Source organism: Serratia sp. KG1D (assembly GCF_037150675.1).
In the GTDB taxonomy this organism is placed as follows: domain Bacteria; phylum Pseudomonadota; class Gammaproteobacteria; order Enterobacterales; family Enterobacteriaceae; genus Serratia; species Serratia nematodiphila.
The window spans coordinates 738,415-764,106 of record NZ_JBAGIH010000001.1; the positions used below are offsets into that span (position 1 = coordinate 738,415).

15 protein-coding genes are annotated in these 25,692 nt (G+C 48.2%); 14 read left to right on the plus strand and 1 reads right to left on the minus strand.

Annotated features, from left to right (window positions below; translation table 11 throughout):
• Positions 1-472: 472 nt before the first annotated feature.
• Positions 473-3,430: a beta strand repeat-containing protein gene (locus tag WFM45_RS03640; RefSeq protein ID WP_336954639.1), complete on the minus strand. Its 2,958-nt coding sequence runs from the start codon at positions 3,428-3,430 to the stop codon at positions 473-475.
• A gap of 598 nt (positions 3,431-4,028) precedes the next feature.
• Here WFM45_RS03640 and WFM45_RS03645 point away from each other — a divergent pair.
• The 14 genes from WFM45_RS03645 to WFM45_RS03710 all read left to right on the plus strand — a co-directional run bounded on the left by WFM45_RS03645 (position 4,029) and on the right by WFM45_RS03710 (position 25,581).
• Positions 4,029-5,801, plus strand: a complete 1,773-nt coding sequence (locus WFM45_RS03645; protein ID WP_028127960.1) for a type I secretion system permease/ATPase — start codon at positions 4,029-4,031, stop codon at positions 5,799-5,801.
• 52 nt (positions 5,802-5,853) lie between these two features.
• On the plus strand, positions 5,854-7,185 hold the full coding sequence (locus tag WFM45_RS03650) for an HlyD family type I secretion periplasmic adaptor subunit (RefSeq protein ID WP_004938859.1): 1,332 nt from the start codon (positions 5,854-5,856) through the stop codon (positions 7,183-7,185).
• Between the two features lie 2 nt (positions 7,186-7,187).
• On the plus strand, positions 7,188-8,564 hold the full coding sequence (locus WFM45_RS03655) for a TolC family outer membrane protein (RefSeq protein WP_336954642.1): 1,377 nt from the start codon (positions 7,188-7,190) through the stop codon (positions 8,562-8,564).
• 271 nt (positions 8,565-8,835) lie between these two features.
• On the plus strand, positions 8,836-10,260 hold the full coding sequence (locus WFM45_RS03660; RefSeq protein WP_336954644.1) for a mannose-1-phosphate guanylyltransferase/mannose-6-phosphate isomerase: 1,425 nt from the start codon (positions 8,836-8,838) through the stop codon (positions 10,258-10,260).
• A gap of 12 nt (positions 10,261-10,272) precedes the next feature.
• A complete protein-coding gene (gene cpsG, locus WFM45_RS03665; protein WP_336954646.1) occupies positions 10,273-11,646 on the plus strand; it encodes a phosphomannomutase CpsG in 1,374 nt (457 codons plus the stop codon).
• A gap of 143 nt (positions 11,647-11,789) precedes the next feature.
• Complete coding sequence (gene galE, locus WFM45_RS03670) at positions 11,790-12,806, plus strand: UDP-glucose 4-epimerase GalE (protein ID WP_336954648.1); 1,017 nt, start codon at positions 11,790-11,792, stop codon at positions 12,804-12,806.
• 609 nt (positions 12,807-13,415) lie between these two features.
• Positions 13,416-14,828 (plus strand): mannose-1-phosphate guanylyltransferase/mannose-6-phosphate isomerase, encoded by a 1,413-nt coding sequence (locus WFM45_RS03675; protein ID WP_015377242.1) that lies wholly within the window; start codon positions 13,416-13,418, stop codon positions 14,826-14,828.
• Positions 14,829-14,842: 14 nt separating this feature from the next.
• A complete protein-coding gene (gene cpsG, locus WFM45_RS03680; protein WP_025302181.1) occupies positions 14,843-16,216 on the plus strand; it encodes a phosphomannomutase CpsG in 1,374 nt (457 codons plus the stop codon).
• 11 nt (positions 16,217-16,227) lie between these two features.
• Positions 16,228-17,013, plus strand: coding sequence for an ABC transporter permease (locus WFM45_RS03685; protein ID WP_033633692.1), 786 nt, complete (start codon positions 16,228-16,230; stop codon positions 17,011-17,013).
• Complete coding sequence (locus tag WFM45_RS03690) at positions 17,013-18,230, plus strand: ABC transporter ATP-binding protein (RefSeq protein WP_015377245.1); 1,218 nt, start codon at positions 17,013-17,015, stop codon at positions 18,228-18,230. The genes WFM45_RS03685 and WFM45_RS03690 overlap by 1 nt, the downstream gene beginning before the upstream one ends.
• A complete protein-coding gene (locus WFM45_RS03695; RefSeq protein WP_336954652.1) occupies positions 18,227-19,564 on the plus strand; it encodes a class I SAM-dependent methyltransferase in 1,338 nt (445 codons plus the stop codon). The genes WFM45_RS03690 and WFM45_RS03695 overlap by 4 nt, the downstream gene beginning before the upstream one ends.
• On the plus strand, positions 19,564-23,208 hold the full coding sequence (locus WFM45_RS03700) for a glycosyltransferase (RefSeq protein ID WP_336954654.1): 3,645 nt from the start codon (positions 19,564-19,566) through the stop codon (positions 23,206-23,208). Before WFM45_RS03695 ends, WFM45_RS03700 begins: the two co-directional genes overlap by 1 nt.
• Before the next feature lie 104 nt (positions 23,209-23,312).
• Complete coding sequence (locus WFM45_RS03705) at positions 23,313-24,458, plus strand: glycosyltransferase family 4 protein (protein WP_071826104.1); 1,146 nt, start codon at positions 23,313-23,315, stop codon at positions 24,456-24,458.
• On the plus strand, positions 24,451-25,581 hold the full coding sequence (locus WFM45_RS03710) for a glycosyltransferase family 4 protein (protein ID WP_021504313.1): 1,131 nt from the start codon (positions 24,451-24,453) through the stop codon (positions 25,579-25,581). Before WFM45_RS03705 ends, WFM45_RS03710 begins: the two co-directional genes overlap by 8 nt.
• Positions 25,582-25,692: the final 111 nt, after the last annotated feature.

The following is a 25,692-nucleotide window of genomic DNA, read 5'->3' on the forward strand; positions in this document are numbered from 1 at the left end:
AAGCGCCGTCATTAGTTAATGATGGCGCTTTTATTTTAATGATAAGAAGGTTTTAATCTTCTTGTATGCTTCAGTTCTGAACCACTGCTATGATTGTCGGTACGGGCTAATTAGGGTGCCTTGTTCAATATAATATACTTTCCTCATCTCATAGTTGAACCTTTCTTGCAGCCACCAGTTCCCCGGATATTTCGTTACCCCACCATTAGTCGGCATGTTAAGTCGTTAGTCCGTTATACCTTTTTAGGTATTTCCAAGTAATAAGCATTAGTATTTCTGCAAACCTTCTCAAAATTCTATTACCCCTACCTTATTGACTTGACTGAGCCGCTGCATGATTACAATTTTTCTTGCATCGAATGAAAAACTATGACTCGGGATTCATTAATCCAAGCTGTCTATCATGAGTTAACAAATAGCGGATTGAAAAACCCGGGGTTTCCCCCGGGTCAGTGTGTTAGCTGGTAGTATTTCATGCGTAATGCAGGTCGCTGATTAAACTTGCATGACTTTGGCCCGTTAGATAAATCACGGTATCGCCCGAATCTAGGTTATGGTTGTCGTTGTTATCGATGATAACGTAGTTACTATTGGTTCCGTTATCAAAAGCAACAGACGCAACCCCAACCTTGGCGGTTAGTGACCCTGTATTCAAGCCAAGGATACCACCGAGTAAACCGACAACTCCGCCGGTCAGAGTGCCCAGCAAGCTACCCAATACACCGTCGAGAATATCCGCTGAACGCGTACCGTAGTCTGCAACCGCAGAGCCTGTATTAGACAGGGTTAAACCCGACAGATGGTCGACAATCTTGTCTTTAGCGGTATTGAAGTCAGTTATAGTGTTACCTGCTTGCGAGGTACTGGATTGCAGCATGTAAGTGTTGGCGCCGGCGCCGCCGGTCAACGTGGTGTTTGCCGCAACATTCAGCGTATCGCCGGCGCTGGAACCTTCAACGGTCATTTGGTAACCGTTTAACCCCAAGGTATTAAGGACAGGTGTAAGTAGCGACGTAGTCAGAGCGCTCAATGGAAGGATATTCAACAATTGAACAATGAGGCCGTCACCGGTACCGCCGTGGCTGGTTGTCAGGTTTAAACCACCACTGTTGCCAGATGCATTGATGTCATGAATAAAGGTAAAGCCCGACCCAACGGTTAAATCGAGCTGATGATCCCCCGTCACGTTAATGTTGGTCAGTACACTGTTATTACCGGCAAGTGAAAGTACGTTATCAAAAGTGCCGGTACCACCAGAGGCAATATTCAGTGCAGTCAGCGCGCTGCCGGTCAGGCCGATGGCACCGGCGTTGACATTGGAGGAGCTGGCCGCATCAAAGGTAATGCCAAATTGCGTTGCGGCGTTAACGAAGCTGAAGTTAAGTGTTGTCGAAGCTGTTGCATCGCCATTCACTTCCAAAGCGGCCGCACTCCCGCTGGCGACGTTGATGACGCTGGCGTTCGTTAGGCCATTCAAGACAAAGCCCTGCGATCCCATATTGGTTGGCGTGGCTGCCTGTGTGACCGTGCCACCGGTCGTTCCTTCTACCGTTGCGGTACCGTTCAAAAGACCGAAGTCAAAAACGTGAGACGGAGTGGTGACCGGTGTAGTGGTTGGGCTGCCAATCAACGGTGTAGTGATTAGAGTACCGGTAGACTGGCCGATATAGCCTGTCATATCGATTTTCTCAAAGTTGCTGAAGTTGTTGGCGTTGCTGCTGATTGTGCTGGTACGGATGCCCAGAGCGTTCTGGTTGGTGACAACTGACTTGGTAAAGAAGTTGGCGGAAATAGTATCGGTGCCAGCGCCGCCATCAGCTTTGATGGAGGACGACACGGTGTTCGGACTATTGGTTGCTGCATTACCGGCCCACTTAAGGATATCGTTGCCAGCACCCACGTTGAAATTGCCTGTGCCGGTTGCAACGTTAGCCGTTGATGTTACGGTGACGACGTCGTTACCGGAGCTGCCGTTGAGGATCACATTACCGTTATTAACGGATACCGCGACGCCAGGATTGACACCATTGGCTGACAGGTTAACGGTTGAAGCTGCTGTGCCGTTGATTGTGAGATTGGACAAGTGATCGGCAAACTGGAGGTTAACCGTGCTTGCTGTACCTGCGTTGAGAATCACATTGAGCAAAACGGCAGTTTCGGCATTACTCAGCACATGGCTGTTACCGGTGTTGATGGTACCGGTAGCATTACCGCCTGCGCTGGTGCTGGATAAAGTGGCGAAGGTTTTATATAACAAGCTGGTACCAATCGCGTCTTCAAATGCATGTTGTTGAGAAACGGTAGTATTATCTGTCGCGGTCGAATTTCGTAAATCGTTGATGATTGCGGCCGAAATGGCTTCTTTAGAACCCAGAGCGGAGTATGCTGCTAACTGAGCCGCTGTTGCCGGTACACCGTATACAGCAGTAAATACATGTTGAATAAATGCGTCACCGGTAAGTTGAGCGCCTTTAGCTTGGAACTCTGGGGTTGCAATCAGTTTCGCATTAAGCGCTACGAAGCTGGTTCCAGAAGCCAGAGCTTTGCTCCATGTGTCCAGGGCGCGAGCATCAATGCCGCGGTCTGGTAAAGCCAGATAAATAGAAGCGGCTTGCTCTTGCAGGCTGAGGTTTGGTAATTCACCCGGTTGGTAAACGTGGGTCGCGGCGTTAAAGTTAGTTTGCGCAGTGGCATCGCTTGGAGCGACGGTACCTCGAATGCCAGTAATGACCTCGGTCAGTATCTGACCACGTGTAGCTCCCCCAGTCAATTCAGAAAGATATTGGTTCAGCTCGGCAGAGCTTGCTGCACGGGCGTAGGCGTTCTGGAAAACCAGGTTAATAAAATCACTGTTACTTAGCCCGGTTAGTGTCGGACTGGAGTTAGCAAAAGTGTTGGCAACTTGCGCGAAGGTTTTTGTGCCATTAGCAAGCACAGTGCCCCAGAAGTTGATACCCGACTGAACCTGATCTTGACCCAATACGTAGTAAAGAGCTTGAACGTTGGCGGAACCTGCAGTTGCAGTCGACGTTGTTACAGGATACAGGGCCGTGTCGATCTGATTGACGAAGGTATTTTGTTGAGACAAGACTGTAGTATCGAATCCTTGATAATTAATTAAATTCGAAACTAGCGTGGAGAGGGCAGACGCAGCAGAACCTGTTCCTACAAGGCTTGCCAGAGTTGACGAGTCAGGTGCGGTTCCATAAACACTGGTATAAACCTGAGTAATCGTTTGTTCCAAAGTTTTCCCGGCGAAGCGTGCAGTAGCTTCAGCTGAGCTCAGGAGGCTACTTGTTAAGGTGGCAATGGTTTTATTGCCTGTTTCCAATTGCTTGCCGAAGAAATCATACGCGTCTGCGGACGCATTCTTGCCAATGACAGCATAATAAAGCGCAGCAGCCATCTGCTGTGATGCTAAAGAAGCCATAATTTACCCCTTGGATATATATGCCATTTTAATTGACTTACCGTTCTCAAAGCCCCTTCGGGTAAGTCAAAAGATGACGCCTAAAAAAGGCGTCAAGCCGTGGCGCTCTCAAAGAGAACGTATAAAATAAACCCACTGCCGTTTATTAAATAAAGAAGCATTCGGATAAAATGTCAAGGTTAGGAAAATCTTTATTAAATTAATTGGTTTTCAGGGAATGCTAATAAATTCAGTGTGTTAATTTTTTTTCGTGTTTTTTTTGAAATTTTTGTATAGAATTAACCATTGTTTTGTTGGTGATTATTTCATTTGAAACTAATTTTTTGACAACTATCACGTTATAATAATGGGGTACCTGGTTGTTTGTTTTTTGCTCTTTCTGTAATTTGATGTTTTATATGATTTTTTTATTAAATTGGTTTGCTTTTTTTTTAATGGTCGCCTTGCTGGTCTCCACTTTATCTGTCTATAGTTAAAGGAAATCTACCTTGGCCTAAGATATGTTCTTGAAGAAGGAGGCATTGAAGTCTCTTTTTAAGAATTTCCTTACCTAGTGGTTAGGGCTACATAGGCGATGTTGGTGATATAAGGAAAAAAAGTGAATCAATTTATACCGCGCAATGAAATTGCGGATGTTATACGGACTCGCAGTAAGGTTTTTTGGACCGTTGGCATATTTACCGCATTTATTAATTTATTAATGCTAGTTCCTTCTATCTATATGCTCCAGGTTTATGACCGGGTGCTTCCTTCTCGTAATGAAATCACGCTGTTAATGCTGACGCTGATCATGCTGGGCATGTTCGGCATGATGTCGCTGTTGGAATACGTGCGTAGCATGGTGGTGATCCGTATCGGCAGTCAGCTGGATATGCGTCTCAACACGCGAGTCTACACTGCGGCCTACGAGGCGAATCTGAAAAACGGTTCGTCTGACGCCGGCCAGATGCTGAGCGACTTGACCAATCTGCGCCAATTCCTTACCGGCAGCGCGCTGTTCGCCTTCTTTGATGCGCCGTGGTTTCCGATCTATCTGTTGGTGATATTCCTCTTTAACCCTTGGTTGGGGCTTTTCGCCCTGGTCGGTGCGCTGTTGCTGATCGCATTGGCGGTGATCAACGAAATGGTGTCGAAAAAGCCGCTGGCGGAGGCCAGCAAGCTGTCGATTATGTCCGGTACGCTGGCCAGCACCAATCTGCGAAATGCCGAAGTGATCGAGGCTTTGGGGATGTTGCCTAACCTGAAACGCCGGTGGTTCGGTCTGCACCAGCGGTTTTTGAACAGTCAGCGCATCGCCAGCGAACGCGCATCGCGGGTCACATCGATCACCAAGTTTGTGCGCATGTCGCTGCAATCGCTGGTGCTGGGGCTGGGGGGCTGGCTGGCGATCGATGGGCACATTACGCCCGGTATGATGATCGCCGGCTCCATTCTGATGGGGCGAACGCTGGCGCCGATTGAGCAGGTTATTAACGTCTGGAAGAGCTACAGCGCGGCGAAGCTTTCTTATGGCCGGTTGGTCAAGCTGCTGGAAACGCACCCGCAACGTGGTACCGGTATGTCCTTGCCGCGTCCGGAAGGGGTACTCGCAGTAGAAGGCGTCACCGCCACGCCGCCGGGCTCCAAAGGCGATGCGGTATTGCATAACGTGACTTTTGCCATCCAGCCCGGTGACGTGCTGGGGATCATTGGCCCGAGCGCGTCGGGGAAATCGACGCTGGCGCGTTTGCTGGTCGGCATTTGGCCGGTCAGTGAAGGGATTGTTCGGTTGGATAATGCTGACATCTATCAGTGGAACAAGGATGAATTGGGGCCGTATATCGGCTATCTGCCGCAGGACATTGAGCTGTTTGCCGGGACTATCGCCGAGAATATCGCTCGCTTTAACGATATCGACTCAGAGAAAGTCATTGAAGCCGCTAAGCTGGCCGGTGTGCACGAACTGATCCTGCGTTTCCCTAACGGCTACGATTCGGTGCTCGGCAACGGCGGCGCTGGGTTGTCCGGTGGACAGAAACAGCGTATCGGCCTGGCGCGCGCCTTGTACGGCGACCCTTCGCTGGTGGTATTGGATGAGCCTAACTCCAATCTGGATGATGCGGGCGAGAAAGCGTTGAACCAGGCGATTATGTTCCTCAAGCAACGTAATAAAACGGTGGTTCTGATTACCCATCGCACCAATTTGCTGTCGATGACCAGCAAGTTGTTGCTGTTGGTGAATGGCAACGTCAACGCGTTCGGCCCGACTCAACAAGTGCTTCAGGCGTTGGCCAATGCGCAAAAAGCCCAGACGCAACAGCCTCAGCAAGCGGTGAGGGCGGTAAATTCTGAGCCGGATGAAGGCAACATCCCAAAAACGCAAATTAATTAAGCCGTGAATTGCCTGATGGCTTTATTGCCATCCGCAGTTTAAAGGAGTTGGTATGTCGACGCATATTGGCGAGCCGCAAGACTCGTATATTGAAGAGATCCCGCAGGACGAACGGCGGTTTACCCGGATGGGCTGGCTGGTAGTGGGAATTGGTCTGTTCGGATTTCTGGCCTGGGCAGCGTTCGCCCCTCTGGATAAAGGGGTGGCATCACCGGGATCGGTAACCGTTTCCGGCAACCGCAAAACGGTGCAGGCCCCGGCCAGCGGCATCATCAAGAACATCGCGGTGAAAGACGGCGACAAGGTGAAAGCCGGTGAGGTTCTGGTGCAATTGAGCCAGGTGCAGGCACAGGCTCAGGTTGATTCGCTGCGCGATCAGTACTACACCACGCTGGCCACTGAAGGGCGTTTACTGGCTGAACGCGATGGTCTGAGCAAGGTCACTTTTTCCCCTGTTTTCACCCAGGTTAAGGATCAGCCGCGCGTGGCCGAAATCATCGCGTTGCAAACGCAGCTGTTCGCCTCTCGCCGCCAGGGGCTGCAAAGTGAAATTGACGGTTATAAGCAGTCGATGGATGGGATCCGATTCCAGTTGAAAGGCCTGCAGGATTCGCGCGCCAACAAGCAGATCCAACTTTCCAGCCTGCGTGAGCAGATGAACAGCATGAAGCAACTGGCGGCGGACGGTTATTTGCCGCGCAACCGTTATCTGGAAGTCCAGCGCCAGTTCGCTGAGGTGAACAGCAGCATCGATGAAACCATCGGGCGGATTGGTCAATTGCAAAAGCAGCTGCAGGAATCTCAGCAGCGTATCGATCAGCGCTTCGCCGACTATCAGCGCGAGGTCAGGACGCAACTGGCGCAAACCCAAATGGACGCCAGCGAGTTCCGCAACAAGCTGCAAATGGCCGACTTCGATCTGGGCAACACCGCCATCACCTCACCGGTGGATGGCACCGTGGTCGGATTGAATATTTTCACTCAGGGGGGCGTCGTGGGAGCGGGTGACCACCTGATGGACGTTGTACCCAGCCAGGCGACGCTGGTGGTGGATTCTCGCCTGAAAGTCGATTTGATCGACAAGGTGTACAACGGGTTGCCGGTGGATCTGATGTTTACCGCCTTCAACCAAAACAAAACCCCGAAAATTCCGGGGACGGTCACGCTGGTTTCCGCCGACCGCCTGGTCGACAAAGCCAATGGAGAACCTTACTACCAGATGCAGGTCACGGTCTCGCCGGAGGGCATGAAGATGCTCAGTGGCGAGGACATCAAGCCGGGGATGCCGGTCGAGGTGTTCGTGAAAACGGGCTCACGCTCGCTGCTGAGTTATCTGTTTAAACCTATTTTGGATCGCGCTCATACTTCATTAACCGAGGAATAATTTTGATTCAATCAAAACGACAGGCTGCCGGTCTGGTTATCGGCACCCTTTTGTTTGCGATATCTGCGCCGGTTTATTCGATAGGGATTTTAGACGCATATTCGCTGGCATTAGAGAAGGACCCGACTTTCCGGGCGGCTATAAAAGAGAAAGAGGCGGGAGATGAAAACGAAAACATCGGCAGGGCGGGGCTGCTGCCGAAGGTATCGCTGAACTATCAGAATTCGCCGCGCAACTGGCAGACGCAAAAGTACCCGCAGAGCGACTTTTTCGGCAATGTTTCGGAGGTCACCCGGCGGCAGCAATATCGCAGTTATTCCAGTTCGATCACGCTGACGCAGCCGCTATTCGACTATGAAGCGTACGCGCGCTACAAAGCCGGTGTGGCACAGACGATGATGTCGGACGAGCGCTATCGCGGCAAGTTGCTGGATCTCGCTGTTAGGGTGATTAACGCCTATGTCGAAGTCGCCTATTCCAAGGATCAAATCGCGTTGGCCGAAGCGCAAAAGGCGGCTTACAAGGAACAGCTGACCTTGAACGATCGCCTGATGAACGCGGGTGAAGGCACAATTACCGACGTATCGGAAACCCAGGCGCGCTACAGCCTGGCCGAAGCGCAGGTAATTGAAGCGCGCGACGCGCTGGACGCCGCACAGCGCGAGCTGGAAGTGATTATCGGCATGCCGCTGAACCAACTGGATGAATTGCAGGTCTTGCGGCCGGGCAAGTTCAAGGTGGCACCGCTGATCCCGTCCAGGTTCGAAGATTGGCAGAAGATCGCGCTGGAGAACAACCCGGTGCTGGCCGCCTCGCGTCATAGCGTGGATGCCGCCAAGTATGATGTCGAAAGGAATCGTGCGGGCTTTATGCCTCAGGTTCAGCTGTATGCTTCGCATTCGGAAAACGACTCCAGCAGCGATAATACGGTTAACCAGAAATACCGTACCGACAGCATCGGCGTGCAGGTCAGCATGCCTATTTATTCCGGCGGCGGCGTTTCGGCGTCGACCCGGCAGGCGGCGGCGCGCTATGGCCAGGCGATGTATGAAATGGATGCACAGACGGGCACCACGCTCAACGATCTGCGCAAGCAATACAATTTGTGCATCAGCAGCCGCGCCAAGGTAGCGGCCTATGAGTTGGCGGTACAATCGGCTACTACACAGGTGACGGCGACTCGGCAGAGCGTGCTGGCCGGGCAACGCGTCAACGTCGATGTGCTCAACGCCGAACAGCAGCTCTATAGTGCCCAACGCGATCTGGCCTCCGCCAAGTACGCCTACATCAAATCATGGATCACCTTGCTGAGCGACTCCGGTACGTTGGATGAAAAAGATGTTATGCGGGTCGCGCAGTATTTTGCCCGCAGTCGCTAGCAACATATTCACTATGAGCATTAATCTGAAAGAGCAGCGCTATGCTGCTCTTTTTTCGTTAATACGTTATGTTATCGGCAGGTTGTTCCTCCTGTGTTTTTACTCGTCGGGTTTATTTCTGAACATCATTCCTGACAAAGGGCAGTAGGTTAGGGGAATTTATACTTTAGCAAAATGTAGCGATTGGTCGACGATCGTACGAATTTTAGAATGATGCTGCTGATGAGTGGCGTCGTCCTTATAAGAACGATGACTGAGTAAAGGGTAGATAATGTCCAAATTAATCCCTGTGGTTATGGCCGGCGGTGCTGGGAGCCGTCTGTGGCCGATGTCGCGAGAATCGTTCCCTAAACAGTTTCTTTCTATTGATGACAGTGGGATGAGCCTGCTGCAACAGACGTTACAGCGCTTGTCGGGGCTGGGCGGTATTGAAATTGCCGCTCCTTTGGTCATTTGCAATGAGGAACATCGTTTTTTGGTTGCCGAGCAATTGCGTGAAATCGGACAATTAGCGACCAATATCATTTTAGAGCCCGTAGGGCGCAATACTGCGCCGGCAGTGGCGTTAGCCGCTCATCTTGCAGCGGAAGAAGACGAAGACAGCATGCTCTTGGTGCTGGCTGCAGATCATCTGATCACGAAGGTCGATAATTTTCACGCGGCGATCCAGACGGCTATCTCGTTTGCAGGCAATAACCATCTGGTCACGTTTGGCATTATTCCGGAACATCCGGAAACCGGGTACGGCTACATCAAACGCGGCAGTCACCTGTCCAATGATTGTTTCAAGGTTGATGCATTCGTGGAAAAACCACGTTTGGAGAAAGCGGTCGAATACCTCGCCAGCGGAGATTATAGTTGGAACAGCGGTATGTTCATGTTCAAGACCGCCAAGTTCTTACAGGAATTGCGGCAGTTCAGCCCCGACATCTTTAGCACAACCCAGCAGTCTGTGGATAAGAGCCAACGCGACATGAATTTTATCCGGGTTGAGCAAGACATCTTCAAACACTGTCCAAGTGATTCCATCGACTATGCGGTGATGGAAAAAACGCGTGATGCCGTAGTGATTCCCATTGATGCCGGCTGGAGCGACGTCGGCTCTTGGTCTTCATTGTGGAACGTTTCCAAGAAAGATCCGTTGGGCAATGTCAATGTGGGTGACGTTATTTCGATCGACTCCAGTGACAATTACATCTCTTCGGAGTCTGCGTTGGTGGCAACCATTGGGTTGGAAAACCTGATCGTGGTCAACACCACTGACGCCTTGCTGATCGCTCATAAGGATAAAGTACAGGATGTAAAGAAAGTGGTTGATGAGCTTAAAAAGCGCAATCTTCATCATTTTCGCCAACATTCCACCGCCTACCGGCCCTGGGGCAAGATTTGCGACATCGACAGCGGCACGCACTTCCAGGTGAAGAAAATCATTGTGCGGCCAGGGGAGGGGTTGTCGGTGCAACGCCATCTCCACCGTGCCGAACATTGGATCGTTGTGAGTGGGACAGCAAGAGTTAACGTTGATGATCAAGAGTTCTTCTTGTCGGAAAATCAGTCTACCTTCATTCCTGCGGGCAGTGTCCATACGCTAGAAAACCCGGGAAAAATCGATTTGGAAATGATCGAGGTCAGGTCGGGGCGCTATCTGGAAGAAGATGATATTGAGCGTTTGCAAGATCGCTATGGCAGAGTTTAACAGGGTTTGGTAATGCAAAAATTGACGTGTTTTAAAGCTTATGACATCCGGGGAAAGCTGGGCGAAGAGCTGAATGAGGACATCGCGTATCGTATTGGGCGTGCCTATGGCGAGTTTTTGAAGCCCAAACGGATCGTGTTGGGCTGCGATGTGCGGTTGACCAGTGAAAGCCTGAAACTGGCGCTGGCGAAAGGTTTACAGGATTCTGGCACTGATGTGATAGACATCGGTTTAACCGGTACCGAAGAAATCTATTTCGCCACAACCTATTTAAAAACCGATGGTGGCGTGGAAGTGACCGCCAGCCATAATCCTATCGATTACAATGGCATGAAGTTAGTGCGCGAAGGCTCTCGCCCAATCAGCGGCGATACCGGGCTACGAGCGATTCAAGAACTGGCGGAGAAAAATCACTTTCAGGCGCCGGCAGCAACGCGCGGTAGCTATGTCCGCCAGGACGTATTGGGGGCTTATGTAGAGCACATACTGTCTTACGTCGACGTGAAAAACTTCAAGCCGTTGAAGCTGGTGCTCAACTCGGGCAACGGTGCGGCAGGGCATGTGATTGATGCCATCGAGGCGAAACTCAAGGCGCGGGGCGTGCCGTTGGAGTTTATCAAGGTGCATCACCAGCCGGACGGGGCTTTCCCTAACGGTATTCCCAACCCTTTGCTGCCTGAATGTCGCGCGGATACCGCCGATGCGGTGCGTGAGCATGGCGCTGATATGGGGATCGCGTTCGACGGCGATTTCGATCGCTGCTTCCTGTTCGATGAAAAAGGCGATTTCATTGAGGGTTATTACATCGTCGGCTTGCTGGCGGAAGCCTTCCTGCAGAAACAGCCGGGAGCGAAGATCATCCACGACCCGCGTCTGAGTTGGAATACTGTCGATGTGGTCACCGATGCGGGTGGCGTGCCCGTGATGTCGAAAACCGGCCATGCTTTCATTAAGGAACGCATGCGTGCGGAAGACGCCATTTATGGCGGTGAGATGAGCGCCCACCACTATTTCCGTGATTTTGCTTATTGTGACAGCGGCATGATCCCGTGGCTGTTGGTTGCCGAACTGGTCAGTGTGAAAGGACAAACTTTGGGGCAACTGGTACAGGATCGCATTGCCGCCTACCCGTCTTCCGGTGAGATCAATATCAAACTGACACAGCCGGCCGTGTCCATTGAAAGCGTCAAGCAATACTATTTGGCGCAAGCGGATGAGGTAGACTATACCGATGGCATCAGCATGTCGTTCGCAAACTGGCGTTTCAACCTGCGTTCCTCCAATACGGAACCTGTGGTGCGTCTTAATGTCGAATCGCGCGCCGATGTTGCGCTGATGCAAGCGAAGACCGACGAGATTTTGGCGTTGCTCGGTGCACAAATTTAACGATTAATACATTGAATAGTCTAGGATGAGAGCGGTTTTACCGCTCTCTCTTCATGGTACGCCCAGAAGGTTGTATGATGCGCCCGGTATCGATAAGGGCGTTTTTGTCGAATCAAGAATGTTGCGAAGTATAAGGGGGGGATATGGCAATTTTAGTTACCGGTGGTGCTGGTTACATCGGATCACACACCGTGCTATCGCTCCTGGAGCGTGGCGAGGACGTCGTGGTGTTGGATAATTTGTCCAACTCATCTGCGGAGTCATTGCAGCGGGTGGAGAAACTGTCGGGGAAAGCCGCAGAGTTCCATCAGGGAGACGTTCAGGATGCCGAATGCCTGCAGCGCATCTTTGGCGCTCATGAGATCACTGCCGTGATCCATTTCGCCGGTCTTAAGGCGGTAGGGGAGTCAACGCGCAAGCCGCTGGAGTATTATCAGAATAACGTTACCGGCACGCTGGTGTTGTTGGATGCTATGCGTCGTGCCGGCGTGCACGACTTTATCTTTAGCTCTTCTGCCACTGTCTATGGTGCCAATTCGCCGGTACCTTATGTAGAGACGACACCGATCGGCGGGACAACCAGCCCTTATGGGACATCAAAGTTGATGGTGGAGCAGATCCTGCAAGATTTCGCTAAAGCAGAGCCTCAGTTCTCGATTATCGCCTTGCGTTATTTTAATCCGGTAGGTGCTCACGAGTCCGGTTTGATTGGTGAAGATCCCAATGGCATTCCCAATAACCTGCTGCCGTACATCTCACAAGTGGCTATCGGCAAGCTGGAGAAGCTGGGTATTTTCGGTGGGGATTATCCGACAAGCGATGGAACGGGAGAACGCGATTACATCCATGTCATGGACCTGGCCGAAGGCCACCTGAAGGCGATGGATCATCTGCCAAAGATCAATGGATTTAAGGCCTACAACCTTGGGGCTGGCGTAGGGCATTCGGTGCTGGCGATGGTTCAGGCGTTTGAGAAAGCGTCAGGCGTAACGATCCCTTATCAGATCTTGCCACGTCGTGATGGCGACCTGCCTGCTTTCTGGGCCAATGCCGATCTGGCTTATCAGGAGCTGGGATGGAAAGTCAGCCGAGGCATTGATGATATGATGCGCGATACTTGGAATTGGCAGCGCACTAATCCACAAGGTTACCAAAAGTAATACCTTACAGATAAGCTCCCTCTCTTTGTTAGATCATGATTGCGGTTTGCGATCGCAATCATGCATCCCACCAGGATACACATTCTTTAAATATTATAACGTATTTAACAATGCGATCGCGATTGTTACACGGGTTAAGCCCTTTTCGGGTGCTGAGTGAGCGTTCATCTCAGATAAGCCTGAAAAAGCGGATAATCTACAGGTGTTTTGATGGTTAAGGTGGTAGCATACGCAGCAAAAATATTTATTATATCCGTCCCCTATACCTGACAGGGGGGGACACGAGTATGGCTTTTTGTGCCATATGCGAGGTACAACAGTGTGGCGAGTTTTGGCCATGGATAAAATTCAAAAGCAAGATCAGTCGGTTGGTAGCTGTTGAGCCAAGGGCGGTAGCGTGATTTTTGCAGGCCTTCGTCACCGTGAGAGGTTGAGTAATCTCCTGTATTATCACTGCCAGCGAAATGCCCTTCGTTGCTGTTTGGCCTTCATCTAAGCACTACATAAGGCAATAGTAAGCGCGATGATTGAACGTTATGTATTGGTGTGACCTAACTTAACATATTGTATTTAAAGCTTTATATATTTTTAGCGTCATAAGGACAAAAAATGTTATTACCTGTAATTATGGCAGGCGGTACTGGTAGCCGTTTATGGCCGATGTCACGAGAACTCCACCCTAAGCAGTTTTTGCGCTTGCACAGCGTAAATTCAATGCTTCAGGAAACGTTGAAACGACTCGATGGCGTGGAGATCGGTGAGCCTGTTGTAATCTGCAACGAAGACCACCGTTTTATGGTGGCTGAACAGCTGCGTCAAATTGATATGTTGTCACACAACATTATCCTGGAGCCCATTGGCAGAAATACTGCGCCAGCGATTGCTCTGGCTGCATTGAATGCTACCGCAGCAGGTAACGATCCTATCATGCTGGTATTGGCAGCAGACCATATCATCAAGGATGTGAATGTTTTCCACCAGGCGATCGAAGCAGCATTGCCTTACGCAGCGGAAAAAAGCCTGGTTACGTTTGGTATTGTGCCGACAGGTCCAGAAACTGGTTATGGTTACATCCAGCGTGGAGAGTGCTGCGATGATAAAGCGGTGGCCGCTAACGTAAAACGTTTTGTTGAGAAACCTGATCTCGCAACCGCTCAGGCCTATGTCGACTCCGGTGAATATTTTTGGAACAGTGGTATGTTCATGTTCCGTGCCAAGCGTTACCTGGAGGAACTGGAGGCATTCCGTCCCGATATCCTGGCTGCCTGTCGCCGCTCGCTGGATGATACCGAATGTGACAAAAACTTTATCAATGTCAATCGCGACGCCTTTGCGAGTTGCCCAGACGAGTCGGTCGATTATGCGGTAATGGAAAAAACACAAGATGCGGTCATGATCCCGCTGGATGCCGGTTGGAGTGATGTCGGCTCATGGTCTGCATTATGGGAAGTCAGCCAGAAAGATGGGGCTGGTAATGCATTGACCGGCGACACTTTCCTGCATAATACCCGTGATTGCTATATCAATACTGATGAAAAATTAGTTGCGGCTGTTGGCGTAGATAATCTGGTTATTGTTAACACTAAAGATGCCGTTCTCGTGGTTGATAAGTCGAAAGTTCAGGACGTTAAAAAAGTTGTTGAGTATCTGAAAAAACATAAGCGGAGTGAATATCGAAGACACCGCGAGGTTTATCGACCATGGGGTATTTGCGATATTTTGGTTGCTGAAAAGCGTTTTAATGTCAATCGTATCACCGTTAATCCCGGGGAAGCATTTTCTCTGCAAATGCACCATCACCGCACGGAACACTGGGTGGTTCTTTCTGGTACGGCTAAAGTAACAACGGGGGATAAAACGTTCTTACTTACAGAAAATCAGTCGACATTCATTCCAATTGGGGTTGTCCACCGTTTAGAAAATCCCGGAAATATTCCTTTGGAGCTGATTGAGATTCAGTCAGGCTCTTATTTAGGTGATGATGACATTATCCGTATTAAAGATCATTACGGTCGTTGCTAATTTTTGAGGTTTTAATGAGTGCCTTAACTTGTTTTAAAGCGTATGATATCCGTGGTCAACTAGGTGAAGAGCTGAATGAGGATATTGCCTATCGTATCGGCCGAGCTTATGGCGAATACCTGAAACCTCAGCGCGTTATCGTAGGTGGCGATGTACGGCTGACCAGCGAGTCTCTTAAAGTGGCTCTCGCCAACGGATTGCAGGATGCTGGTGTTGACGTATATGACATTGGTATGAGTGGCACTGAAGAAGTCTATTTTGCCACTTTCCATTTGAATATGGATGGTGGCATTGAAGTTACTGCTAGCCACAATCCAATGAATTATAATGGTATGAAACTGGTTAAAGCAAATGCTCAGCCGATTAGTGGTGATACCGGTTTATTTGCGATTAAAAAATTAGCGGAAGAAAATACGTTTCCTGCGGTAGTGAAGGATAAACGTGGTAGTTATCAACAAATATCCATTCTCACCGATTATGTAGATCATTTGCTGAAGTATATTGATGCAACAGCATTGAAGCCAATGAAGTTGGTCATTAACTCTGGAAATGGTGCTGCAGGCCATGTTATCGACGAAATAGAGCGACGTTTCCAGCAAGAAAATATTCCCGTTACCTTTGTAAAGGTTCATCATCAACCTGATGGGAATTTCCCTAACGGTATCCCTAACCCGTTATTACCTGAATGTCGGGATGACACAGCAAAAGCCGTGCTTGAGCATCAGGCGGATATGGGAATTGCTTTTGACGGTGATTTCGATCGTTGTTTCCTGTTTGATGAGAAGGGCGCTTTCATCGAGGGCTACTATATCGTTGGCCTATTGGCAGAAGCTTTCCTGCAAGCCAACCCTGGCTCCAAGATTATTCATGATCCTCGTCTGTCATGGAATACCATCGATATCGTTACCCAAGCTGGTGGCATCCCTGTTATGTCCAAAACGGGGCATGCCTTTATCAAGGAGCGCATGCGCAAAGAAGATGCTATCTATGGTGGCGAGATGAGTGCGCACCATTACTTCCGTGATTTCGCTTATTGTGACAGCGGTATGATTCCATGGCTATTGGTAGCGGGTTTACTTTCAGTTAAAGGCAGTGTGTTGAGTCAGCTAGTGAAGGATCGTATGGAAGCGTATCCAGCATCTGGTGAAATTAATCGCAAATTGCCTGATGCTAAAGCTGCCATTGAGCGTGTTTTAGGCGTTTACAAAGATGATGCCGTGGCTTTTGACATGACAGATGGTATCAGCCTTGAATTCAATGAATGGCGTTTTAATCTGCGGACATCGAATACTGAACCTGTTGTACGTTTGAATGTTGAGTCAAAAGGGGATGTTGAATTGATGCAGAAAAAAACTAAAGAGATTCTGGCGCTCTTAGGCGGAGAATAACGATGAAAGAAATGTTATTAGCCATCTATGGTTACCGGGGTTTTATTTGGAGCAGTATTAAGCGGGACTTTCAGTCCCGTTACCAAACCAGCATGTTGGGAGCTTTATGGCTGGTATTGCAGCCGTTAGCGATGATTTTGGTATATACACTGGTATTCTCAGAAGTGATGAAGGCACGGATGCCTGATAATTCAGGTCCTTTTGCCTATAGTATTTATCTTTGCTCTGGGGTGCTGACGTGGGGATTATTTACTGAAATTCTTGATAAAAGCCAAAGTGTCTTCATTACTAATGCTAACTTAATAAAAAAGCTCAGTTTCCCAAAGATTTGCTTGCCGGTCATTGTGACCGCGTCTGCGATTTTAAACTTCGCCATTATATTTAGCCTGTTTTTAATTTTTCTTGTTTTTACCGGAAACTTTCCCGGGGTTTTATTCTTCTCCGTCTTACCCGTTTTGGCTCTGCAAGTTCTGTTCACCGTCGGTCTGGGTATGACATTGGGCGTGATGAACGTTTTCTTCCGGGACGTTGGGCAGTTTGTTGGCGTATTATTGCAATTCTGGTTCTGGTTCACACCCATCGTTTATGTATTAAATTCGCTGCCTGAATGGGCCAGAACATCGCTGATGTACAATCCAATGGCCCGAGTTATGCAAGCATACCAGTCAATATTTGCATACCAACAGCAACCTAACTGGTACTCATTATGGCCAGTATTGGTTCTGGCCATAATTTTCTGTGCGTTTGGTATGAGATTATTCAGGAAACACGCTGCAGATATGGTGGACGAGTTATAATGAGTTACATAAAAGTACATAATGTTGGCAAGGCATACAAACAGTATGCCTCTAAGACAGGGCGTCTGCTTGAGTGGATTTCGCCATTTAATACCGTCAAACATAAACTAAAATGGATCCTGCAGAACATCAGTTTTCATGTTGAGCCTGGTGAGGCGTTAGGCATTATTGGTATTAACGGCGCCGGTAAAAGTACATTACTGAAATTGATTACTGGCACAGCGAAACCAACCTGCGGCGAAATTGCTCTCGACGGTCGAGTTGCGGCATTATTGGAGCTCGGCATGGGCTTTCACTCGGATTTTACCGGGCGCCAAAACGTTTATATGTCAGGGCAACTGCTGGGTATGTCCGTCGAAAAAATTACGGAACTTATGCCGGAAATCGAGGCGTTCGCTGAGATCGGTGATTATATCGATCAACCGGTTCGTGTTTACTCAAGCGGTATGCAAGTTCGATTGGCATTTAGCGTTGCAACAGCGATTCGCCCGGATATTTTGATTGTTGATGAGGCCTTATCTGTTGGTGACGCTTATTTTCAGCATAAGAGTTTCGAGCGGATACGTGAGTTTCGCAAGCTAGGAACCACCCTCTTGCTCGTGTCACATGACAAACAAGCGATCCAAAGCATATGTGATAGAGCTATTTTGCTTAACAAAGGCAGAGTAGAAATGGAGGGTGAGCCTGAAGCAGTAATGGATTACTATAATGCCCTACTCGCTGATAAGCAAAATGTGTCGATTCGTCAGGTTGAAAATAATGGAAAATTGCAGACGCTCTCTGGCTCAGGCGAGGCAACTATTACCGATATTAGTCTTCTTAGTACCGAAGGTGAAAGTATTGAGGTGGTAGCGGTAGGGCAACCTGTCAACCTTCAGGTGAAGGTGCATGTCAATGAGGCTGTTCCTGAACTTGTCGTGGGATATTTGATTAAAGACCGATTGGGACAGCCGGTTTTTGGTACCAATACTCATCACCTGAAACAGCCATTATTCGATTTGAAAGAGAATGAATCGAGAACCTTTTCATTTGCGTTCTCTGCCAATTTGGGGGTTGGGTCTTACTCGGTTGCCGTAGCGTTACATACGGCAGGAACTCATGTTGGAAAAAATTACGAATGGCGCGATCTGGCGGTTGTTTTCAACGTTGTTAATTCAAACGAGAAAGATTTTATTGGAGTAGCTTGGTTGCCCCCTAAGTTGGAGATTTTTGAATGAGTGGTAATTTTTATCGCGTTTTTGAGGAAAAACATCGGGGGAGCGTGCAAGATATCAAACAACGCTTATCTGTATATCTTCCTTTTATTATGGCGTTGGCAAAAATTTACCCTTCAGCTGAAGTTGTCGATGTTGGCTGTGGGCGTGGAGAATGGCTCGAGATCTTACGAGATAATGCTATTCCTGCCATGGGAGTTGATCTCGATGATGGTATGCTCGAGCGTGCTTTGCAGGTTGGGCTGAACGTGAAGAAAATGGACTGCCTGGATTTCCTCCAGCAGCAGGAGGACGGCAGTCTACTGGCCATCACCGGTTTTCATATCGCAGAACATCTGCCCTTCGAGTTTTTACAGTCTTTGGTGAAAGAGGCGTTGCGGGTGCTTAAACCCGGTGGTTTGCTGATTCTTGAGACGCCAAACCCCGAAAATGTAAGCGTTGGAACCTGTTCTTTTTATATGGATCCGACGCACAACCATCCGCTGCCTCCAGCGTTGCTCGAATTCATTCCGAACTATTACGGTTTTCTGAGAACTAAAATACTGCGTTTGCAGGAAAAAGCGGCACTGAGAGACGAAGAGACATCGGTATATTTGGTCGATGTGTTGAAAGGTGTCAGCCCAGACTATAGCATGATTGCCCAAAAAGAGGGTGAGGCATCGATTGTCTGTGAATTGGACGCCTATTTTGATAAAGAATATGGGGTTACTCTCGACGGCTTAAGCGATCGCTATGACCTACGCTTGAATAACGAGTTTAAGCGAATGAACACGGCGTTGCGTGCGCAGACAGTGAAGTTCCACGAAGTGAGTAACCAATTGGAGCGTTTTCAGCACCAATTGGACAAGTCACATCAAGAGCTGATGGCTGTACATGCTAATAATCAAAGCCTACAGCAGCAGCTCATTGACGTGCATGCTAACAATCAGAGTCTGCAACAACAGCTTTTTGATGCGCATACCAGCAATTCCTGGCGTGTGACCTCCCCATTGCGTTGGGTTTCATATCAATTTAAAGCGGTGCGTGAGCAAGGCGTTAAAACTCGAGCTCGCAAAGCAGTCAAAAAGGTTTTGAGAAAGGGAATAAATACGGCTCTGGCTTTATTCCATGAACATCCTAAATTCAAAGCATTCATTCTTTCCAGCGCTAGAAAGCTGGGTGCTTACCGATTTCTGCAATCTGTTTTCAGACGGGTTTTAATTTCCGCGCCTGACTATCACGCCGATCTTATGGCGAATGAACGTCATGTTGTGTATAAGGAAAATATGACGAGCAGAGCTATCGATATATATGAGCAGCTAAAGAGAATAAATAATAAGAAACACGGGGATTCATAATGCGTATTGTTATTGACCTGCAAGGAGCACAAACGGAAAGCCGTTTTCGGGGTATTGGCCGTTATACTCTTTCGATTGCAAAGGCAATCATCCGTAATAACAGTCAACACGAAATTTTTATTGCTTTGTCTGCGCTGTTTCCCGAAACCATCGCTGAACTTAAAGCGCAATTTGCTCGCTTAGTGCCGGCCGAAAATATCGTTATCTGGTATGCGCCTGGCCCTGTCAGAGCGATGGATAGAAACAATGCTTGGCGCAGTGAGTGTGCAGAATATGTGCGTGAAGCCTTCTTACATAATCTTAAACCTGATGTCGTTTTTATAACCAGTTTGTTCGAAGGGCATGTAGATAATGCGGTGACGTCGATCGCTAAATTAACGCCAAAAACTAAAGTGGCGGTGTTGCATCACGATCTAATCCCTTTGGTACAAGCGGATGTTTACCTGCAAGATGACGTTTATAAAGATTATTATTTAAAGAAAATCAATTGGTTGAAGAACGCGGATCTGCTGCTGACCAACTCGGACTATACTTCTTCGGAGGTGATTGAGTGGTTGGATATTCCCGAAAGCAAAGTATGCACGATTTCGGCGGCGACCGAAGAACATTTTGATATCAGCGAGATTTCCGCTAATAATTTTTCTGAAGAATTAAAAGAGAAATATGGCATTACCCGTGATGTCGTACTTTATGCTCCTGGCGGTTTTGACTCCCGTAAAAACTTCAAGAGGTTGATTGAGGCTTACAGCAAATTAACGCCTGAATTGCGTGAAAAAAATCAACTGGTTATCGTTAGTAAGCTATCGGACAGCGATCGCAGTTATCTGCATTCCATCGCGCGTAATCAACAACTGCGTGATGACGAGATGGTTCTGACTGGATATGTATCGGAACAGGATCTGGTCGTGTTTTCTCAGTTGGCCAAGTTGTTTGTCTTTGCTTCGTTGCATGAAGGCTTTGGATTACCGATTCTGGAGGCCATGACGTGCGGTGCGGCGACAATCGGTTCTAACGTCACCAGTATCCCGGAAGTGATCGGTTATGCCGATGCGCTGTTTGATCCCTATTCTGTTGAGTCAATAAGAGACAAGCTTCAACAGGCTTTAAGCGATGACGTTTTCCTCGCTCAATTAAAGAAACACGCTTTGGAGCAATCCGCCAAGTTTTCGTGGGATAAGGCGGGAACTATCGCCTTGTCTCGTTTTGAGCGGTTAGTTGCTGAGGCCGGAGATGTGGAGTTTGAATCGGTAACGTCATCGCAATTGATCTCCGCCGTTTCCTCGATCAAATGTCGTGAAGAGCCTTCGGATAACGATCTGCGGTCAACCGCTGAGGCGATGGATAGAAATGCCAAAAGACTCGAGTTGCAAGGCATTGCGCTAGAGTCTCTCTCTTGGCGCGTTGAAGGACCTTTTGACAGCTCCTATAGCCTGGCTTTGGTAAATCGAGAATTCGCGCGAGCACTCAGTCGCGACAATGTTGACGTTCTGCTGCATTCAACGGAAGGGCCTGGCGACTTTGCTCCAAATGAAACCTTCCTGAGTGATGAAAGTAATGCGGATTTGAAGGCATTCCATTCGCGTTTGCAGCAGCGGAGTGAGCAGCAGGTTAATGTATTGAGCCGCAATATCTATCCGCCACGTGTCAGCAACATGGCTGCGGATGTGAAGCTTTTGCATTGCTATGCATGGGAAGAAAGTGGCTTTCCACAAGGTTGGATCAATAATTTCAACCGTGAATTGGATGCGATCCTTTGCACTTCAGAACATGTGCGCAAAGTATTGATTGATAATGGTACTAAAGTTCCCGTTTTTAATGTCGGGAATGGTTGCGAGCACTGGGAGCGGATTCAGTCAGCCAATCCTCCGCAACTGAATGCCAAAGCATTCAAATTCCTGCATGTTTCTTCGTGCTTCCCGCGGAAGGGGGTTCAGGCGATGCTGGCGGCCTATGGCGCCGCTTTTACCGGAGAGGATGATGTTTCCCTGGTCATCAAAACTTTCCCTAACCCGCACAATGAAATTCAGGCATGGCTAACGCAAGCTCAGAAGCGGCACGTCAATTATCCCCATGTCATTATTATCGAACAAGATATGCCGGAACAAGAGCTGAAAGCGCTCTATGAACAGTGTGATGTCTTGGTGGCGGCAAGCTGTGCTGAAGGATTTGGTTTGCCGATTGCGGAGGCGATGTTGAGCGGTTTACCCGCTATCACCACTGGTTGGAGCGGGCAGCTTGATTTTTGCACGCAGGAAAATTCATGGCTGGTTGATTATCGTTTTGAACGCGCGAAGACCCATTTTGGCCTGTTTTCTTCATCATGGGTGCATGCCGATATTGATAAACTGGCCGAGGCGATGGCGCAGGCGGCGGCGACTGACAAAAAGCAACTATCGGCAATGGCAGCAAAAGGGCGTGAACTGATACTTAGTCAGTTTACCTGGAGCTCGGTTGCGCAGCGATCAAAGGCTGCGGTAGGCGAATTGCGTAAGCATTTTGACGTCGCTCAAGTGGAACCCCGCATTGGCTGGCTCTCGACGTGGAATACCAAATGCGGCATCGCCACCTATTCCCAACATTTGGTAGCTGACATGCCCAGCGACCAAATTGTGATTTTTGCACCGACAGCAAATGATCTGGTACACGCGGACGAAGGTAACGTTCTGAGGAGTTGGGTTGTTGGAAAAGAAGACAATTACCTTGATGCTTTAGATACTCAAATTGAAACCCTGAATCTGAACACCTTGGTCATCCAGTTTAACTATGGATTCTTTAACCACCGCGAGTTATCGGCCTTTATCAAAAGGCATCACCAGGCGGGACGGGTTATCGTTATGGCCATGCATTCGACGGTTGATCCGATCGAAAAAGAGCCGTATTGGAATTTCCGTTTATCAGAAATGACTGACGCGTTGAAAATGTGTGACCGTTTGCTGGTTCATTCTATTGCTGATATCAACCGCCTGAAGTTGCTTGGATTAGTCAATAATGTAACTCTGTTCCCACATGGCGTGATTAACTATCCCGCTCTGGCATCGACTGCTCATCGCAATCTGCCGCCTTTGGTTGCCAGCTATGGTTTTTGCCTGCCGCATAAAGGGTTGAAGGAACTTATCGAAGCCGTGGCCTATTTGAAAAAAGCGGGGAACCCTATTCGACTAAGGTTGGTCAATGCGGAATATCCCGTCAGTGAATCCACCGCTTTGGTTCGTGAGCTTAAAGAGACTGCGGCTAATTTGAAGGTTGAAGATCTGGTAGAGATGCATAACGATTTTCTTGATGATAAAGAAAGCTTACGTCTGCTCTCTGACGCCGATCTGCTGGTTTTCGCGTATCAAAATACCGGCGAATCGGCCAGTGGTGCCGTTCGCTACGGCATGGCGACGCATAAACCTGTGGCAGTGACGCCGCTCGCTATTTTTGATGATCTTGGTGACGCTGTCTTCAAATTGAAGGGAACCTCCGTAGTGGATGTTGCTGAAGGTATTGCAGATATTATTTCTGAGATTGTTAAAAACTCTTCGAGTGCAGTTGAAACGCAACGACGTGCTGATGCGTGGTGCGAGCAGCATGATTATCATGCCGTTGCCAGACGGCTAGAAAACATGTGTGCGGGCTTGTTAAGAGCAAAACATTTCAAATAACCTCCTCTAGCTATAGCCTTATTCAATGCAGTAGGTGTGATTTCTACTACTGCATTGAATCTACTATGTTGAAAGCATAGATATTCTATGGAATGTGACTTTAGATGAAAATAATTCTTTCCGTTGAGCCTATCAAGTTCCCGTTGACTGGCATAGGGCGTTATACCTATGAGTTGGCAAAAGGCTTGCAAAGCCACAACGAAATTGAAGAACTAAATTTTTTCTCCGGTACCCGTTTTTTATCTAACATACCTACGGCAAAAAATACATCTGATAGTAGTCACTGGTTGAAAAAAATTGTGCAGAGCAATTCATTGGCTATTGAGACCTACAGATTGCTTATGCCACAACTAAAAAAGAAGGCGCTGCGTGGCTACGAACGTTGCCTTTTTCATGGACCTAATTATTTCCTCCCTCCTTTTGACGGCCCTGCAGTGGCAACGTTTCATGATCTTTCTCCTTTTAAATGGGAGCACTGTTTCGATCCTAAAAGGAATCGTTATACCAAGAAAGAAATGATGAAAGCATTGTCGAGGGCGAATGGTCTCATCACGGTCTCGAACTATATTCGTAAAGAGATTCATGAATATTTCGATTATCCAATTGAGAAAATCCACACGGTTCATCTGGCAAGCTCGCCTGATTTTTACCCTCGTCAGGTAGAACACGTATCTGGAGTTTTAAAAAAATTTGATTTAAGCTATAAAGCCTTCACCTTATTCGTTGGTACCATTGAGCCGAGGAAGAATATTCTTTCCCTTATTCATGCTTATAGAAAACTGCCTGACGGATTGCGTGCCCGTTATCCATTAGTCCTCTCCGGCTATAAGGGATGGCGCAATGATGACATTATGCAGGAAATAGAGCGAGGACAGCGTGAGGGATGGCTTAAGTATCTGGGATTTGCGGCTGCAGAAGAATTGCCATTATTGTACTCTGCAGCCAGGCTGTTTGTTTTCCCATCACACTATGAAGGCTTTGGGCTTCCGGTATTGGAAGCGATGAGCTCGGGAACTCCGGTGATTTGTTCCAACAGTTCATCTTTGCCGGAAATCGCAGGTGATGCGGCATTAACTCACTCTCCTGAGGATGTCAGCTTATTAACGCAGCTTATTATCAGAGGGCTGACAGATGAAGCGTGGAGAAAGGATGCAATTGCATTAGGTTTGTCACATGCAGCAACGTTTTCCTGGAAAAATTGCACTAGCCAAACTTTAAACGTTTATCAAAAATTGACTAATAATGATTAAAGTACTCCATTTTTATAAAACCTATTATCCTGACTCATTTGGCGGCATTGAGCAAGTGATATACCAACTCGCTGAAGGTGGTGTAGAGAAGGGTATATCGACGGATGTTTTGTCCGTAACGCCTGCAGATAAGGATAGTTGCGAAACTATTTCACAGCATACAGCTCATAAAGTCAGACAAGATTTCAGCATTGCATCTAACCCATTTTCATTTCGCGTCATAAAGAAATTTAAAGAGCTCAGCGAGCAAGCGGATATCATCCACTATCATTTCCCATGGCCATACATGGATCTTGTACACTTCCTCTCGGGAGTGAATAAGCCGACAGTGGTTAGTTATCACTCTGATATTATCAGGCAAAAAAACCTTCTTAGGTTATATAAGCCACTGATGCACCTGTTCTTGCGTAAAATAGATTGCATCGTAGCAACATCACCGAACTATGTGGCCACCAGTGACGTATTGGAAACGTTCAAAAATAAAGTCTCTGTGATTCCGATAGGTCTGGATAAAGAGACATATCCGGTGCCAGAACCGAGCCGCTTGGAAAAATGGCAGCGTCAGCTCGGCCAACCATTTTTCTTATTTATTGGCACGTTACGCTATTATAAAGGATTACATATACTGCTAGAGGCGGCTATCGGTGCAAACTATCCTATCGTGATCGTAGGGGCCGGGCCGATCGAAAGTGAATTACGTGAGCAGGCTCAGAACTTGGGACTGAAAAACGTTCATTTTCTTGGCGCATTGCCGGATGAGGATAAATCGGCACTACTGACGCTGAGCTATGGTATTGTATTTCCGTCACATTTACGCTCGGAAGCGTTTGGCATTTCGCTACTGGAAGGTGCCATGTACCGAAAACCCATGATTTCAAGTGAAATAGGGACAGGGACTACCTTTATCAACGTCAATGATCAGACGGGACTGGTGATCCCTCCATCGGATCCTTCGGCATTGAGAAAGGCAATGGATAAGCTTTGGGAGAACCCCAAGTTGGCGGAGACATTCGGTAATAAGGCGTATGAACGCTACGAAGAGATGTTCACCTCCAAACAAATGGTCGAGGCATACGCGAAAATCTACGAATCCCTGCTGGGAAGGCATAATAAGCCCGATTGAATGGTCTGGCAGGTTACTGAAAATTTAGACGAGTTATGTGACCTATCGCACCAATCACTACCCACCCGGCTCAATCCTGAGTTAACATGTGTGCCACATCACAAAACCTGC